The 16966-nt window shown below is 64.6% G+C and carries 14 protein-coding genes; 7 read left to right on the forward strand and 7 right to left on the reverse strand.

Annotation, left to right across the window (positions count from 1 at the left end; translation table 11 throughout):
• The first annotated feature begins 1 nt into the window (after window position 1).
• From ACRVY7_RS09470 to ACRVY7_RS09480, 3 genes are read left to right on the forward strand one after another with little or no spacing between them, the layout of a single operon-like run.
• Complete coding sequence (locus tag ACRVY7_RS09470) at window positions 2–667, forward strand: hypothetical protein (protein ID WP_049700035.1); 666 nt, start codon at window positions 2–4, stop codon at window positions 665–667.
• The gene (locus tag ACRVY7_RS09475; RefSeq protein ID WP_431816865.1) at window positions 664–1698 is read left to right on the forward strand and encodes a 3-oxoacyl-ACP synthase III family protein; all 1035 of its coding nucleotides are present in this window, start codon (window positions 664–666) and stop codon (window positions 1696–1698) included. The genes ACRVY7_RS09470 and ACRVY7_RS09475 overlap by 4 nt, the downstream gene beginning before the upstream one ends.
• 14 nt (window positions 1699–1712) lie before the next feature.
• The gene (locus tag ACRVY7_RS09480; RefSeq protein ID WP_431816866.1) at window positions 1713–2705 is read left to right on the forward strand and encodes a pyridoxal phosphate-dependent aminotransferase; all 993 of its coding nucleotides are present in this window, start codon (window positions 1713–1715) and stop codon (window positions 2703–2705) included.
• 22 nt (window positions 2706–2727) lie between these two features.
• Here the strand turns inward: ACRVY7_RS09480 and ACRVY7_RS09485 are convergent, their stop codons facing one another.
• The 3 genes from ACRVY7_RS09485 to ACRVY7_RS09495 form a co-directional block, all read right to left on the reverse strand.
• The gene (locus ACRVY7_RS09485; protein WP_431816867.1) at window positions 2728–3252 is read right to left on the reverse strand and encodes a DsbA family protein; all 525 of its coding nucleotides are present in this window, start codon (window positions 3250–3252) and stop codon (window positions 2728–2730) included.
• Between the two features lie 10 nt (window positions 3253–3262).
• Window positions 3263–3760 carry a redoxin domain-containing protein gene (locus ACRVY7_RS09490; protein WP_431816868.1) on the reverse strand — a complete coding sequence of 166 codons (498 nt, stop codon included), beginning with the start codon at window positions 3758–3760 and terminating at the stop codon, window positions 3263–3265.
• Window positions 3761–3946: 186 nt separating this feature from the next.
• A complete protein-coding gene (locus ACRVY7_RS09495; protein WP_431816869.1) occupies window positions 3947–5749 on the reverse strand; it encodes an N-acyl-D-amino-acid deacylase family protein in 1803 nt (600 codons plus the stop codon).
• Between the two features lie 80 nt (window positions 5750–5829).
• Here ACRVY7_RS09495 and ACRVY7_RS09500 point away from each other — a divergent pair, with 80 nt between their 5' ends.
• The gene (locus ACRVY7_RS09500) at window positions 5830–6717 is read left to right on the forward strand and encodes an alpha/beta hydrolase (protein ID WP_431816870.1); all 888 of its coding nucleotides are present in this window, start codon (window positions 5830–5832) and stop codon (window positions 6715–6717) included.
• A gap of 2 nt (window positions 6718–6719) precedes the next feature.
• On the opposite strand, the gene ACRVY7_RS09505 is transcribed toward ACRVY7_RS09500, so the two are convergent.
• Window positions 6720–7493 (reverse strand): glucose 1-dehydrogenase, encoded by a 774-nt coding sequence (locus tag ACRVY7_RS09505; RefSeq protein WP_431816871.1) that lies wholly within the window; start codon window positions 7491–7493, stop codon window positions 6720–6722.
• A 132-nt stretch (window positions 7494–7625) separates the two neighbouring features.
• On the opposite strand from ACRVY7_RS09505, the gene ACRVY7_RS09510 reads away from it, so the two are divergent.
• Together ACRVY7_RS09510 and ACRVY7_RS09515 are read left to right on the forward strand one after the other, a co-directional pair.
• Entirely contained in the window at window positions 7626–7928 is a 303-nt protein-coding gene (locus tag ACRVY7_RS09510) for a DUF2316 family protein (RefSeq protein ID WP_431816872.1), read from the forward strand.
• Window positions 7929–7999: 71 nt separating this feature from the next.
• The gene (locus ACRVY7_RS09515) at window positions 8000–8473 is read left to right on the forward strand and encodes a DUF2231 domain-containing protein (protein ID WP_431816873.1); all 474 of its coding nucleotides are present in this window, start codon (window positions 8000–8002) and stop codon (window positions 8471–8473) included.
• A gap of 45 nt (window positions 8474–8518) precedes the next feature.
• On the opposite strand, the gene ACRVY7_RS09520 is transcribed toward ACRVY7_RS09515, so the two are convergent.
• Window positions 8519–8995 carry a glutathione peroxidase gene (locus ACRVY7_RS09520; RefSeq protein ID WP_431816874.1) on the reverse strand — a complete coding sequence of 159 codons (477 nt, stop codon included), beginning with the start codon at window positions 8993–8995 and terminating at the stop codon, window positions 8519–8521.
• A 68-nt stretch (window positions 8996–9063) separates the two neighbouring features.
• Here ACRVY7_RS09520 and ACRVY7_RS09525 point away from each other — a divergent pair, with 68 nt between their 5' ends.
• Window positions 9064–10107, forward strand: coding sequence for an ABC-2 transporter permease (locus ACRVY7_RS09525; protein ID WP_064865946.1), 1044 nt, complete (start codon window positions 9064–9066; stop codon window positions 10105–10107).
• 39 nt (window positions 10108–10146) lie between these two features.
• On the opposite strand, the gene ACRVY7_RS09530 is transcribed toward ACRVY7_RS09525, so the two are convergent.
• Window positions 10147–13524: an arabinosyltransferase domain-containing protein gene (locus ACRVY7_RS09530; RefSeq protein ID WP_431816875.1), complete on the reverse strand. Its 3378-nt coding sequence runs from the start codon at window positions 13522–13524 to the stop codon at window positions 10147–10149.
• Window positions 13514–16843, reverse strand: a complete 3330-nt coding sequence (locus ACRVY7_RS09535) for an arabinosyltransferase domain-containing protein (protein WP_431816876.1) — start codon at window positions 16841–16843, stop codon at window positions 13514–13516. The genes ACRVY7_RS09530 and ACRVY7_RS09535 overlap by 11 nt, the downstream gene beginning before the upstream one ends.
• Between the last annotated feature and the right edge of the window lie 123 nt (window positions 16844–16966).

Raw genomic sequence — 16966 nt, forward strand, 5'->3', positions numbered from 1 at the left:
CATGACCATCGAGACCACACCGCTGGCCGACCTCGGCCGGCAGGCCGACGAGCTCGACGGGTTGACCCGCATCGAGACCCACCCGCGACAGACCGCCACACCGATCATTCTCGACATGCTGCGATCGGTCTATCCGCACGACCAGATCTTCGGCGACTTCTGTCCGGTGCAGGGTTACGTCAACGCGCCGCCCCGCGAACTGTACGAATGGCTTTCCGACACACGGTCTCTCGAGGAGTGGACCTACAGCCTCCGCGGATTCACGCCGACCGACGAGCCGGGACTGTGGTTGGCGTCGGACAGACTGGGCGACGCCACCGACATCTACACACGTACGGTCGCCAATCCGGACGCCATGACCGTCGACTATCACTGCGCGTGGGATCAGGGCAAACACCTGTGGATGATCTATCTGATGCGCGTCGTCGACGCGCAGGTCGTGCTCGACAAGCCGGGGTCGGTGGTGTTGTGGACCAATTGCCGACATCCCTTCTATGAGCGAAATCCGTATCCAGAAACGGCACCGGCCGACCGTCCGGTCTGGGTCGGCGACTTCTGGGACATGTTCGCCGCAGGACACCAGCTCGAACTGAACAATCTCACCGCGATCGCCGAGTATCGCCACGCCAACAATTTGCCCCTTACGCCCGATTGGATGCGCTCATGAACAACCCGACTGCGCCCGCCGTCGTCCTCGCGGACGTTGCGGGGTATCTGCCCGAGAATCGCGTTCCCGCATCCTATTTCAGCCAGTTCGCCGAGAACGACGACCTCGCCGACAACATCATGTTCTCGGCGCCGGCATTCCGGCACCACGCAGCAGAAGACGAGACGTCGGCCGACATGATGGTTTCTGCCGCAAGAACTCTCACCGAAAGACATGGGGACGACTACCTCGACGACGTCACCGTCGTCCTGACGCACAGCCAACTTCCCGAGGTACCGGTTCGTGGATGTGGCGGCGAGCTCGCCGATCGTCTCGGTCTGCGGCCCACCACGGTTCTCGACGTCCACAACGGCGGCTGCGCCGCGTTCATCCACATGCTCGATCTAGCGGCTGCGCTGCTCGTAGCGGCGGGTGGCGGCAAGGCGTTGTTGGGATTGGCGCAGAACAGCGCATCCCAGATCTTCACCCAGGAGCAGGTTCGCGGCAAGGCACAGGCTGCGATCCCCGGTGACGGCGCCGCAGCCGCCGTGGTGAGCCTCGACGGTCCGGCGGGTTCCCCGGTCCTCGGACTGGTCACCCACTCGTACGGCGAGTACTCGGCCGACATGACATCGGTGGCAGAACCCGACCGTCGCTACTGGGAAGCGGGCACCGGAGAAATTCACATCGGCTTCACCGAAGCGAAGATCACCAAGGTTCTCGCGCGCGGCAATCGCATGGTTCCCGCTGCTGCCATCGAGGTGGCCGACTCCATCGACATCCGCCCGTCCGAGCTCGACTGGTTCATCACCAACCAGCCGAACCGCATCTTTCTACGCAACTGGCGCGACGCGCTCGAGTTGCCCGAGCAACGACACCCGGACACCTTCGACGAGTGCGGAAACCTGTTCGGCGTCGGGCTTCCGATCACTCTGGACACGGCGGTGTCCGACGGGCGCATCCAGCCCGGTGACGTTGTCATGATGTCGGCGTTCGCCCACGCCGGAGACTTCGCGGGAGCGGCGGCGATTCGTTGGTCGGATCGTCACTAGTGTTCGCCGACAACATGATTAGACTCAACCTGAACGAGTCAGCCTATCCGCCACTGCCCGCGGTCGCCGAAGTTCTCCATCAACAGGTGCTGTCGGCACACCGCTACCCGGAGTTCACTCCGCACGGTTCCCGTCGCGTCATCGCACATCATCTGGGAGTGTCCGACGACATGGTCACCGTCGGCGCTGGAGCAACGGGGGTCATCCTCCAGGCACTGCAGGCAGCTCTCGACCAATACGACGGCGTCGGGCCCGAACTGGTGACCGCGACCCCGACGTTCGACGGGTTTCCCATCCTCGCGCAGTTGCTGCGCATGGACTTTCGCGGTGTGCCGCTTGATCGCGGCGGAGGGGTCGACCTCGACGCGCTGCGCACCTCCGTCACCGCGTCGACCGTCGCCGTGATCGTCTGCTCCCCACACAACCCGACAGGCACGATCGTCGACGAACGCGAACTACATGCGTTCTTGACCTCACTACCCGACCACGTGACGGCCATCCTCGATCAGGCCTACATCGAGTTCAGCACTGCCGCACCAGATCTGCACCGGTTGATCGCACGACATCCCCGATTGGTGGTCGTCCGCACTTTCAGCAAGGCACACGGTCTCGCGGCTCTGCGGGTTGGTTACGGCGTCGGTGACGAGCGGCTGATGTCTGAGATCCGTCGATTCGAGATTCCGTTTGCGGTGAGTGCGCCGGCCCAAGCGGCGGTGCCGGTGGCATTGGCCGCGACGACGGCGCTCGCGCACCGCGTCGAGGCCATGCGCGCCGCGCGTGATCGGCTGTCCGCGCAACTGCACGCGATAGGCGCGTCGACTATCGCTGGTGAGGGCAATTTCGTCTATCTACCCGGCGCGGACGGAGTGGCGCTAGGCTCGCTGCTCGGGACATGCGGCGTTGCGGTGAAGACAGTTCGCGGTCACGGCGTCCGGATCACCGTCGGCGACACTTTCAGCAACGCGCGTGTACTCGCCGCGTTGCGCGCGACGGCAGCAACTGCCTGAGCGAGCAACCGCCTGAGCGGTGTCAGCGTCCCGACGCGAAGATCTGCTCGAGCACGTCGGGGAGTTCGGTGAAGGGTCCGGGAAAGAACTGCTCGTTGATGAAGAAGGCGGGAGTGCCGTTGACGCCGCTGCGGAGCCCACTGTTGATCTGACCCTGGATGCGATCACCGAACTGCTGCGCACTCATTGCGGCCTCAGCTGCGGCAGGGTCTAGTCCGAGACTCGTCGCCAACTCGCGATAGAAGCCGTCGCCGAGCTGATCCTGATTCTCATACAAGGCGTCGTGCGCCTCCCAGAACTTGCCGTGGTCGCCCGCGTATTCGGCGAACTCCGCCGCTGCGAGTGCCTGCGGGTGGATCTCGGGGATCGGGAAGTTGCGAAAGACAAATCGCAGCGAGTCGGGATAGCTGCGCTGGAGTTGCTTCACGATCGGATAGGCCTGCCCGCAATAGGAACACTGATAGTCGCCGTACTCGACGAGTGTGAGAGCGGCGTCAGACGGCCCCTGAATGTAGTCGTCGGATCCCACGGGTTGGGTCAGTGGCATTGTCGGCTCCTCACGCGTTCTTGTTCTTGAGGGCTTCGAGGGCGTCGAGCACCCCGTTCACACCCGGGTTGATGGCCATCGGCGACAGGTAGCTCCACGAGATGACGCCGTCTGAGTCGACGACGAACAGAGCGCGCTTGGAGCAGCCGGCCTGTTCGTCGTATGCGCCGTACTCCTTGGAGACCGCGCCCTTGGGGTTGTAGTCAGCAAGGAGGTCGTAGCCGAGCTTGCGCGACTCCTTGAACGCCTGGTGACTCCACGCGCTGTCGACCGAGATGCCGAGGAGAACCGCGCGGTAATCCTGTAGCAGCGGCAGCGACTGGTTGAAGACGGCGAGTTCGTCGCCGCATACCTGACTCCAGTCGGCGGGATAGAACACGAGGACAACGGGATTGCCCTTGAGTTCAGAGAGGCTCAGCGATTGATCGGGCGTCGTCTTGAGGGTGAAATCGGGCGCGGTGGTACCGGCCTCAAGGATGCTGTCTGGTGCGGTGCTTGTGTCGGCCATACTCCGATCGTTGCACGCAAGAGGGGGTCACCGCACTGAAAGCCCGGCGACTTCTGCGTACTGACGTCTGCCAGTGAAGATGCGACGCAAACCGCTGTCGCACCTATACGTAACAGTGACTTTCGAGGCGTAGTGCCTGTCGGGAAGTCCTGAATGACTCCCCGACCGCACTCAGTTCGACCGCACTCAGCTCGTCCGGATGAGTTCACGCTCAGCTGTCGCCGTCGGCGCCATTGTCGGCGGCGTGGTGTGTCCGGCCCGCAGGAAGCTTCCCGTGCGCGTTGTGCCGACCGACGACGCGAACTCACCGTCGGCAAACACGGTCTGTCCGCTCACCATGACGGCTCTGATTGCGGCGTCGTTTCGGTTCACCATGCGCGACATCTGGCCGAACTGTTCGATCGGCGCCTCACCGTACGCTTCGAGTTGCTCGTCGAGGTGTGCGGGATCGATCACGACGAGGTCGGCGCGGTCGCCGACGCGCAGGTGTCCCGCGTCGATGTCGTAGAAGTCGGCGACCTCACCGGTGAGGCGATGGACCGCGTATTCGGTACTCATGAAAGGCTTTCCGGCCTGCTCGGCGTCACGGACATGGCGCAGCAACCGCAGCCCGCTGTTGTAGAAGGCCATGTTGCGCAGGTGCGCTCCGGCGTCGGAGAAGCCCATCTGGACCGTTGGCCAGGTGGCGATCTTCTTGAGCATTTCCGGACGATGATTCGAGATGGTTGTGCGCCAACGGATCTCACGGCCGTGTTCGACGACGAGGTCGAGGAAAGCGTCCACCGGGTGGAGTCCGCCACGATCGAGTCCGACCTGACCGAACGACTTTCCGATCACCGACTCGTCGGGACACGCGACGATGTCGGCGTCGAAGAAGTCGCGGTGCCACACCCTGATGCCGAACTTCTGCTCGTAGTCCTTGCGGAACCTGCGCCGGTACTCCTCATCTTGGATGAGCGCATCTCGTTCGATGTCGTCACGCAGGTGCAATGCCGCTGCGCCGGAACCGAATTCCTCGAAGATCACCAGATCGATGCCGTCCGCGTACACCTCGAACGGCACCGGCAGGTGCTGCCAGCGGAAGTCGCCGCCCAAGCGGTTGATGAGCGCAGTGGGCCGGTCCATCAGGATCAGCGCTTTCTCGTTCGACTTCACGTCAGCCGCAGACAGTAGCGACGTCTTCAGCACAGGGCGCCCGAAGCCGATCGATTGGACCATCTGCGACAGCAGATTGAGCGGGTTCTGAATGTCGGGCCCCGACTGCAGCACCCGGCCACTGTGGCGCAGCATGCTCTTGAGTCGGCGCAGCTCTTTGGGTTTGGCGTACGTCGACGGCAGGGTGCGCGACCGACATGTCACGCCGTCGAGCTTGTCGAACTTGAGCTGCTGCGACGAGAGTCCGACGAATCCCTCGACGAGCGCGTCGCCGAGCATCTCTTCCATCCGTGCCTGCTCGGCGCGTGTGGGTCGTACATCCGATCGTGTCGCACGATCGAGACCCATCACAGACGTCCGCATGTCCGAATGTCCGATGAATGCAGCGAGATTCGCCCCGAGCGGCAGACCTTCCAATCGCTCGACGTACTCCCTCGGCGACGACCAGTCCTTGTGTTCGTCCACCGCGGAGATGACGTGGTCGCGCGGGATCGCTTCGACGCGTCCGAAGAGGTCGCCCGCCTCCTCCCCGTTGACATAGATCGTCGACAGCGAGCACGACCCGATGAACACTGTCGTCACGCCGTGACGAAGCGACTCGGTCAGCTCCGGGGTGTCGAGAACCTCGACGTCGTAGTGGGTGTGGATATCGATCAGACCCGGCGTCACCCACGCCCCCTCGGCGTCGATGACCTGCGCGCCGTCGGTGTCGAGCGGCTCGGTACTGATCGCGGCCACACGACCGTCGCGAATACCGATGTCACGGATCGCCGACGGCGCCCCCGTGCCGTCGAACCACCGGCCACCTCGAACGACTGTGTCAAATGTGGACATGGCCACTCCCTTCGCCGGGCTCATCGTGGCACAGATCACACTCGATGTAGACACTTTCTTGAAAATGTATAGTCCAGTTGGTGACGACCGCCGACATCGCTCCCGACCTTCGACGCACCGCACGCTGGATTCCTCGCGGAATCGGACTGCGGCACATGCCGCGAGGCGTCCTACGACTCGGCGGTATGCCCCTGGCCCGCGTGCGCGGCGTCCCGACGGTCGCTATCGCGCCAGGGGTATCGATTCGCCTGCACCGGCCAACCGGAGCACAGAACACCGGCACCGCGATGCTGTGGATCCACGGCGGCGGGTACGTGCTCGGTTCTGCCGGACAAGATGACATCTACTGCCGCGACCTCGCCGACGCCACCGGCATCACGGTGGCTGCCGTCAACTACAGACTCGCGCCGCAATACCCGTATCCGACACCGCTCGAGGACTGCTATACCGCGCTCGCATGGCTGGCCGAGCAACCGTGGGTCGACCGCGATCGAATCGCAATCGCCGGCGCCAGCGCGGGAGGCGGCCTTACCGCCGCACTCGCACTGCTGACACGCGATCGCGGCGACATCCCTCTTGCCGCACAGGCTCTCGTGTATCCGATGCTCGACGACCGGACCGCGGCGACACCAACGGGACGTCGATACGTGCTCTGGTCTGAGCGTGACAATCAGCGGGGGTGGGATCTCTACCTCGGCACTGCGGACAGGCAGCAGGCCGTCCCCGCACGCCGCGCAGACCTCGACGGCTTACCGCCCACGTGGCTCGGCGTCGGAACCTGCGACCTGTTCCACGACGAGACACTCGACTACGCACGACGACTTCGTGAGGCAGGGATCGACTGCGATGTCGAGATCGCAGTCGGCGCCTTCCACGCGTTCGATCAGATTGCGCCGAAAGCACCTACCACGCAGCGTTTCAACGAGTCGCTGCGCTCGTTCCTGCGTAGAGAGCTTGTCGCCGTGTGAGGTCAGCCGCCAACCTCCGAAGCGTCGACGACTCCGAAGTCCTTGTGCGCCAGTCCCGCAACCACACCACCGTCGACGACGAACTCGGCCCCCGTGGAGTAGCTCGACTCGTCGGAAGCCAGGTAGACAACAAGTTTCGACACCTCGGACGGCTCCGCAGCCCTACCGAGTGCGGTCTGGAAGATGTCGTCGGGCACCCATTCCGTCATCGGCGTCTTGATCAGGCCGGGGTGCACCGAGTTGACCCGAATGCCGCTCGGCCCCAACTCCAGCGCAGCCGACTTGGTGAGTCCACGCACACCGAACTTCGACGCTGTGTAGCCGTGCGTGGCAATCGTCCCCGCCAACCCCTCGATCGACGAGATGTTGATGATCGAGCCGCTGCCGGCCTGCTTCATCTGCGGCACAACAGATTTGATGCCGAGGAACACTCCGGTCAGGTTCACGTCGAGAATAGTGCGCCAGTCGTCGAGTGAATAGTCCTCGAACAGACCGAAGTTCACGATTCCCGCGTTGTTCACCAAGACGTCCAGCCGCCCGAAGGTGTCGACTGTGAACACGACAGCCGCCTGCCAGTCGTCGGGTTCGGTGACGTCGAGATGGACGTAGCGCACCGCATCGCCGAGTTCGTCGGCCAGCGCCTTGCCCTCGTCGTCGAGGATGTCGCCGGCGACCACACGCGCGCCCTCCGCGATCATCTCGCGCACGTGCGCTGCACCCATGCCCCGCGCACCGCCACTCACCAGTGCAACCTTGCCTGCCAGCCGCTCGCTCATCGTCTCCCCTTCCAGGCTCCGTCTCGGGCGACCATACGCTTGCCTTGTCTCTGTATGGCGTGAATTTCATAGACTGGTGCGCAGACCAACTCATGACTGCGCAGACCAACTAATGACAAGGAGACGACAATCATGTCTCTGAACGCTCACCAACGCCGCGTCACCAGTTCGGAGCTGCGCGCAAATCTCGACCTCGCCGGTCTCGATACCGCAACTCTCGCAGCACAACTCGGTTTGTCGACGGCGGCCGTCGAGGATGCGCTCGACATCGGAGCCGCGACCGATCCCGCACTGGTGTGGCGTCTGCGCGATCACCTCGAATCCGCGGCCCGCGCGGCGAGCGCCCAGCCACACGAGTACACGTACCTTCCCGAGCGGATGCGATCGGCCGCGCAGGCCTGGTTCGGCGTCGGAGATCATCGCTTCTCGGACTGAGTCGCTCCACGCGATGGGCTTGCCGACGCATTCTCAGCGGTCCTTCAGCGACTGACCGTCACACTCGTGCGATGGACACGATTGCCGGACTGCCCGCGCACCCGCTGTTTGTTCACCTTGCAGTGGTGGCGATTCCCCTCACGGCCGTCCTGGCGATCCTGGCGAGCGTATGGCCGGCAGCACGCCGACGGCTCGGCTGGTTCACACCGGCGGTCGCGGTTGTCGCGATGGCCATCACACCGCTCACCACTTCCGCGGGTGAGGCATTGGAGAAGCAGGTACCGCGATCAGAAGCACTGCACCGCCATACCGAGCTCGGCGGCCAGATGCTCTATTGGGTAGCAGCGCTTTTCGTACTGGTCGTACTCTCCTGGGCGATGTACGACGACACCATCGCGCGCCGGATACCTGCTGTGGCTTCGGTACGCGCGCACGGTTGGCTGCGGGTCGTGCTCGCGGTGGCGACTATCGTTGTGGCGCTTGGCGCCCTGGTGATGGTCGTCCGCGTCGGCGATTCCGGGGCGCGGTCTGTGTGGCTGGGCTGACGACGGTCACACGGCACACAACGGCCACGCAGCGCACTCCCGTTCTCAGATCACCTTGTCGATGTCTCCGGTCAGCTTCTCGGGCTTCACGGTCGGCGCGAAGCGGTCGACGACCTGACCGTCGCGGTCGACGAGGAACTTGGTGAAGTTCCACTTGATGCGATTGCCGAGCACGCCCGACTTCTGCTCGCGTAGCCACGCGAAGAGCGGATGCGCGTCGGACCCGTTGACGTCGACTTTCGCGAACATCGGGAAGCTGACGTCGTAGGTGAGCGTGCAGAAGTTCTTGATCTCCGCCTCGTCGCCCGGTTCCTGATGAGCGAACTGATCACAGGGGAACCCGAGTACGACGAGTCCGCTCTCGGCGTAGGTCTTGCTGAGCTCTTCGAGTCCCTTGTACTGCGGGGTGAAACCGCACTTCGACGCGGTGTTGACGATCAGCAACGGTTGCCCCCGGTAGTCGTCGAGGTCGACGGTGTTGCCGTCGATGTCCGTCGCCGTGAAGTCGTAGGCACTGGTCATGGACTTACCTCCGGGTCGTTCCGATCAGCTTCTCCGCAGCCTATCCGACGAACGAATAGCCTCGAGGCGTGCGCACCACAGATGACTTCCGCAGGGCCTGGCACGCCATCCGCACCTCTCGGTTCGCGCCCGCGCTGGTGATCGTGGTGATCCTCGGCATCGCGGCGGCGTTGTTCGTCGGCTCCTACACGTACTCGACGGCGAACCCGAAACCCGAACGTGTGCCGATCGCCGTCGTCGGTGACTTGCCACCGCCGCAGTCAGCCGATGTCGAGGCACGGCTCGCGCGCGAACTCGGCAGTTCGGTCGATGTGCGTCATCTACCAACCCATGCCGAAGCCGTCGAACAGTTGCAGAACCAACAGGTCTTCGCGGTTGTCGACATCGACACCACGGCGCGCACCATCGACGTCGAACTGTCGAGTGCGTCCGGTGCGACGGTCGCGCAACTCCTCGAGCAGAGCATGCCGCGTGCGGCCGCCGGGACCGGCTACCGGGTGAGCATCCGCGACGTCAATCCACTACAACCCCGAGATCCGCACGGGCTCACCATCTTCTACATGATGCTTGCCGCGGTCATCATCGGATTCGTCGGCGCGATCCAGCTCGGCGTGCATGCCAACAAGTTGCGGCCCTGGGAGAGAATCGGATTCACCGCGTTGTACTCGCTACTGGGCGGGTTCACCATCTGCGCCATGATCGACTGGATCATCGGTGCGCTGACGCTGCCGGTGTTCGAGGTGTGGCTCATTCTTGCTCTGACGATGTTCACCTGCGGCATGATCTTCACGATGTTCAGCGCGATGTTCGGCCGCTGGGCAATTCTGCCGACATGGGCGGTCATGGTGCTGCTGGGTAATCCATCGTCGGGGGGCTCCGTCGCGTGGCCGCTGCTACCCCGGGTGATCGCGACCATCGGCGGCTGGCTGCCACCCGGCGCGTCGGTCAACGCGCTGCACACCGCAGTGTATTTCCGCGGGCATCAACATGTCTGGCCGTTCCTGGTGCTCACCACGTGGTCTGCGGTGAGTGTCGCCGTCTACCTGTTCGAGCGGCGCGTTCGGGGCCACAAGACCCCGAACGCACCCACCTCCGACATCGGCGCCGCCTGAGATCGCAGAAACAGGCAAGGCTACAGGGCCCGGCAGGACTCAGAACCCAACTGCGCGAATCTGTCCCGGCGACCAGAGTCCGTTGTGGACGTCGGTCGTCACCGTGAGTTCTGCGGGCTTCTGGGGCACAAGCGGTGTGAGCCGCTGCAGCATGCCCCAGTCCTTGGCCCAGTCGTTGCGTAGATACGACGGCAACACCGTTGGGCGCATTTGGTTCTCGACGATGCCGAGCGGACCGCCCGCGGTCCCCGCCATCCAGCGCTGGGAATTGACCCGCTCGCCTTCACGGTCGGGCGAGATCCGCCACTCCGGTGTTTCCAGCACGCCGTTGTGCACCTGTGCGGGACGCTGACACGGGAATGCCAGTGCAGCCTCCCAGTCGATCATCACGGGAGCCTCGCTACCCACGAGGTCGTTGAGCGTGACCATCTTTGAGACACGAGGTGGAGTGACGGCAAGCCACTGATCGGAGTTGGTCGACGTGTCCTGCGCGAGCACGCGCACCACCGTCGCACCCTGCGGAGCACCGTCGAGCGGGAACCGCAGGTTGCGCCATGCAGGTGCACCGCCGATATCCATCGGGGTCATGATCCCCGCAGGTGTCACCGAACCGTCAGGACCCACACGGCCGAACTGGAGGCGAACCTGCTGTCCCGAACGCGTGACGGCGAGATCGTCGACGTATTCGATCTGTCCGGCAACCGACATCGTGATGAGCGGAGTATCGGCACCGCGCGCGGGTAGCTGATACCAATCCGAAGTCAGACTGCCTGTGCCCGACGGCGATCCGTACGTACCGAGCACCGGTGTGCGCTGCGGCGAAAGCCCGAATGGCAGTTTCACCTGGGAGCCGTTGACGCCGGTGGTCGACGTCGTTCCGCCTGCGGTGTCGCTCGACGGACTACTACCGTCGGTTCCGGTCTGTTCGGTCGCGTCCGATTGTGTCCGGTCGACCTCGGCCGACGATGTCCCCGTTGACGAGTCCGATTCGGTGCCGTCGTCGGACAGATCAGATCCGACGCCGTTCGGGTCGAAGCCGGTCGCGTCGGCACCCGCGAGCGCAGCCCCCGGCGACGGGTTGTTCTGTCCCGCAACACGTGCCGGCGCGAGCAGACCGGAATTGACGTCCTTCTCGACGAGCACCGCGTCGGCGAGCGCGCACGGCTCACCGCGTACCGCGGCAACGTTCGAACTCAGCCACGACCACGAATTACGTTGTGTCCAATCCGCCTTCGCGAAGGAGACCAGCGTGAACAGCAGCATGATCACCGACACGACGATGATCGACGGCGAGCGCAGCCAGGCTGTCCACCGGTTCTTCGACACCCGCTCCTCGCCGCGTCGAACGTCGTCGGAGACGTAGTCGTCGCGGAAGTGTTGCCAGAGACCGAGAATGGTGAGCAGCACCGCGACAGTGAGGATGACCGCCCAGACAGGGATGCCCTTCACGTCGGGAACGGCGTCGCGCCAAGGAATTCCGTAGCTACCGACGTACCACCACTGGTTGCGTCCGGAGAAAGCCAGCGCGAGCACGTAGGCGCACGCCGCCGCGAAGAGCGTGCGGTTGCGTCGTCGACGCATCACCGCGCGGTCGACGCACACGGTTGCGACGGCGGCCAAAGCGCCTGCGATGCAGGCATACACGCCCATCTGGTGTGTCCATTTGGTCGGCAGGAACGCCATCATCACTGCGGTACCCGCGACCGTGGCGACCAACCGCCAGGTGGGAGCCGACGCAATGCCCGCCAGCCGTCGACGGTTGAGCAGCATGACCACCACGACGATCAGACACACGAAGGTGATGAGCACACCGAATCGGCGTGCGATGCCACCGTCTGCGGTGGGATTCATGAGCATGTAGTAGCGCATGCCCTCTTCCCACCACTTGTTGGTCGGACCGACGGCAGAGTTGACCCTGATGGCTTCGCGAATCGCAGCGAGTGTCTGGTCGGCGAAGATCTCGTAGAGCACGACGAGTCCCGACGCCAGAATCGGTATGAGGATGGGCCACAACCCGTCTCGTCGTCGTCTGATCATCAGACGCTTCAGCAGGGGTCGGATTCCCGCGATGAGCGGGATGGCAGCGATCACGCCGGTCGGGTGGATCGTGAGGGTGAACGCGGCGACCACGATCGCGAGCGTGAGCGGGAAGAATCTTCCGGTCGCTATCGCCCGCTCCACGAGTACCCACGCCAGCAGAGTGCCGACGGCGATGATCGGTTCCACGCGAAGCCCGTTGTTGAACGGCATCCATACCGCGAGGAACACGAGGGCGGCCGCCCAGATCGCGGACTGCGACGTCCGGACCGCGTAGCCCAGTCGTGGGATGGCTGCGCGGCTGATCAGCCACCAGCCGACCACCGCGTAGAGGAAGGGCAACAGCCGCAGCCACGGTGTCGCCGTGCTCACCTCCATCCACAGCGAGAGGTACTGGTAGTGCCAACCGAACGGGTCTTGCGGCACACCGAAGTACCGGTAGTAGTTGTCGAGGTATCCGGCGTTGCGGGCGACTCGTGCGACGGTGACCTGATACCCGTCGTCTGCCGTGTTGCCACCGACGAACAACCAGATCAGCAGGACGAGCGTGACGAAGGCGTCGACCCAGCGCGGTCGCCACCAGCCCTGCGGGAAGAGCTTGTGGACGCCGCGTCCGTCACGGGCGTCGAGCACGGCCAGCGCGAGCATCGAGGCAATCGTCATGACGACGCCGATGACCAGGAGCCAGAACTTCAGCGTTGTCGGGGTCGACACGAAACGCGTGTCCAGTGTCGCGCGGAACGACAGGCCTTCCGTCGGCGCATCCTGCGGCAACTGCGAGTACACACCGATGATCTGCGGGCGTGCCGTCGCGTCTCGTAGGTCGAATGACCCCAGACCGGTGTCGGTTGTCGAGAGGTTCTCGAATTTGCCTGCAGCGCCGTCGGTGTCGGCGTGGAAGACGACGCGACACCCGGGAGAGTTCTCTGCCGCGGTTCGAGGCGCACTGAGCAACACGATGTTTCGCTGCGTCAACTGCAAAGAGTCGCGGGTGGCGCGGATGAAGAAACCGACCTTGTTGGCGTCGGCTCCGTTCCACGGCACCGTCGAGACGATCACGCCACCCGAGGCGGGCAGACTCTTGGCGAGTGAGCACGGGACGGACACGTCCATCGAGACCGGCGAGAACGAGACGCTCGGCGCCGCCACGCTGCCGACCGAATTCTGTTGCGGCCAGGTCAGTTCGGTCTTGGTGTAATTGACCGGCAGGAACGGGGTCAGCAACGCGATGACGATGCCGATGAGACCGGCGACCACCGCGACGATCTTCGCGATCCTGATCCGATCGGCCGACTTCGACGACACCGATCCGCCCGTGCCCTTGTCGCTCGGCTTCTCGTCGCCGTTCCCCGTTGCGTTCACCGACGTCTCACTCATCATCTTCTGGCACCACCTGCATTGCTCCGGGACGGCTCCAGCCCCACCTGGTCGACGTTCCGGTACTCACCGCTGCGGGCACCGCATCCGGCACCAACGGCGACAACCGTTGCAGGCTGCCCCAATCGCGGTACCAGTCGTTCTTCAGATACGTCGCCATCGTCGACGGCGTCGTCAAGGCTTCCGCCGTGGTGAGCAGTCCACCGTTGACGGTGGCCATCCACGTCTTCGACTGCGAGTTCGCCACCGACAGCTCCGGCAGGATTCGCCACTGCGGAATCTGGTTGACGCCGTTGGACGCATCCATCGGGTGCTGGCACGGGAATGCCGCGCCGACCGCGAAGTCGACGAGCACCGGATCCGACGATCCGACGACATCCTGCAACGTCTTCAACTCGGGAGCGCGCGGCGGCGTCACCGCGAGCCACTGGTCGGGGTCGAGGTTGTTGTCGGTGGCGACGATCCGCATCGCTGTCGCACCGGCGGGTACCGACGACATCGGGATGCGCAGGTTGCGCCACGGCCGATTCGCCTTGCGGTCGGCGTCGATCGGCTGCACGGCGGCACCGACCTGCTGGAACTTTCCGTCCTGCTCGACGCCGAACTCCACCTGCAGCGACTGCCCGTACGTCGTGACACCGTCGGGATCGGTCGAGGCGAGCGCACCTGCCGCCGTGATGACGATCAGCGGCGAGGAGTCGCGCGCGGGCAGTCGATACCAGTCGGTCGTCAGCGATGCCTGCCCGTCGGCTCCGTAACTGCCCATCACCGGCGTCGTCGCGGGGTCGAGCCCGAAGGGCAATGCCGCGGTGCTGCCGTTGACCCCTTCCGGTCCGCGACCGCCCGTCGTACCCGGGGCACCGCCCGCAACGACGAATGTCTTCGAGAGATCGGCCGAGGTGTTCTGCGTACCCGGCTTGATCGAATCCGCCTCCGGCGTGAGGTCGTCGGCGACACCCTGGGCCGAGAAGCCCCGTGCGGTGCCCTCCAACGCCTGTGACGGCGAAGCGTTGTCGACCGGAGCGAGGCTCCCCTTGTTCGAATCAGGTTCGACGAGAACGTAATCGGCCATACCGCAGCCTCCGGTGACCGCGTGCACGTTGCCCTTCAGCACCGAGTAGGTGTCGGCGCGAGCCACGGCCGCCTTGGCGAACACGGCCAGCTCTGCGAGCAGGATGATCACCGCGATGACGGCAATGGGCGACGACGCGATGCCGGTTCGCCACCGGTTCGGCGGTTTGCCCGCGTCGTGGTGCAGTCCGGTGTCGGCGACGTAGTCGAGGCGCAGGTGCTGCCACACCGCGACGACGAGTGCAATCACGGCCAGCACCAGGAACATCGACGAGACCTGCAGTCCCGCAACCACTGGCGCCTTGTCGAACCACGAGATGCCGAAGTCGTACGACCACGGCCATGCGTTGTATCCGGCCGCCGCGGCCGCACAGGCGACGAGCAGGCCTGCGATCAGGATCGACAGGTTACGCGTATTACGTTGCGCCACCTGGCCGATCGCAACACAGGCGACCGCAGCGAGCGCCGCTGCGAGGCCCGCGAAGATACCGAACTGGATGGTCCACTTGGTCGGGGTGAGCGAGAGCAGTCCGATCGTGATCAGCACCGCCCCGGTGATGCGCCAGACCGGTCCGCTGTCGACCCCACGGATCTGCTTGCGCCGCAGCATGATCGCGAGAACCACGAACAGTGAGACCAGTAGCAACAGCACCGGCACCCTTCGCACCAGCGAGCCGTCGCGCGTGTTGACCGCGAGGAAGTAGTACCGCAACAGTTCCTGGTACCAGGCCAGCGTCGGCCCGACGGTGTAGCGCACCCGGATCGCCTCGAACACCGACGCGAGCGTCTGGTCGCGGAACACGATGATCACCACAATCGCCGGAGCCGCCAACAGCGGAAGCAGAAGAGAGGCAAGGCCCGATTCGCGGCGTCGTCGAACAAGGATCTTGAGCATCGGCCGCGCACCGGTGATCAGGAGTGCGACCGCGATGACACCCGTCGGCGCGGTCGCAAGGGTCAGGGCGGCGGCGAAGGCCGCTCCCGCGGCAGGCAACATGCGCCGGGTCGCGATGGCCTGCTCGACGCCCCACCAGGTCAGCAGACTGCCGAGCACCACGACGCCCTCGCTGCGCAGGCCGGAGGCCATCGGCAGCCAGAATGCGAGAAAGACCGCGGCGCCGGTCACCATCGCCCACTGCGACGTGCGGATGGCACGTCCCAGACGCGGGAGCAGCACCCGACTGAGGATGAACCAGCTCACCAGCCCGATCACCAACGACGGGATGCGCATCCACACACCCGTCGCCGACACCGCCGACCAGTGTGCGAGGAAGTCGTAGTACCAGTCGAACGGCGCCTCGGGGATGCCGTAGAAGCGGTAGTAGTTGGCCAGGTAGCCCGCGTGCTCCGCGTTCCGGCCCATGTTGAGGATGTAGCCGTCGTCGGACGAGCCTGCTCCGAGGAAGTGCCAGACGAGCAGGATCGCGGTCACGGCGATATCGGTGGCGCGTGGACGAAGCAGCTCCAACCACCGCACCCGACCGACTCGCCGGTGGTAGCCGTAGATGCGGTCGAGTTGAGCAAGCGCACCGAGTGCGACGATCGCCGCCAGGACGCCGACGATCATCACGAGCCATTTGATGATCGACGGACTCGAATCGAACCGATCGTCGACGACGATGCGCGCCGACAATCCGGGCGTCGAGGTGATCGTCGAGGTCGGGATGTCGGTGAACAGGCCTGCCACCTGCGGACGGTCGGCTTCCGGCGCCATCTGCACCGGTCCGAGTCCCACAAAGCGTGCGCCCGAACCCGCCGCCGACGAGAAGATGTGGAGCTGCGTGCACCGATCCGACGCGACGTCGGCGCGCGGGGCCGACGCGACCGTGTCGCCACGCATCGTCACCGTCACTGTGTTCGCGTCTGCCGTCACGTTCAGCGCCGATGTCCGCTGGTTCTTCGCAGCGGGCGGCATCGTCGTGAGGATCGTCGACGACGCATCGGCCGGCGCAGAACGCAGAAGCGAACACGGGATGGTGACGTCGAGATCCTGCGCCATCTGGGCGACGAGCGGAGAGGTGATGTCGGCGTTTGCCGAACCGAGCTGCTGACCCTGCGGCCACGTGATGGTTGCCGTCGTCGTGGTGACCGGGAGGAAAGGCGTGAGCACAGCCGCAACAATCGCGATCACACCGGCCACGACGGCAACGATTGACGTCGGCCCAGGTGAGAGGCGTCGTGCACGGCCATTGGGGTCGTCGGATCGACGGTTGGGCAGCGTTGCTGTCGTCTTCTCCGGCGATTCGGTCACACGCGAATGCTAGTCAGGTTGCCTGTGACAAAACCAAGTCGGTCCCCTTTCGGCCTGGCGTGTCACGCGACACAGTCGCATGCGCATCCGGCAATACGTCGGCACGCTGGATGTAGTGAGGTG

Source organism: Gordonia jacobaea, assembly GCF_965344965.1.
Classification (GTDB): Bacteria; Actinomycetota; Actinomycetes; order Mycobacteriales; family Mycobacteriaceae; genus Gordonia; species Gordonia jacobaea.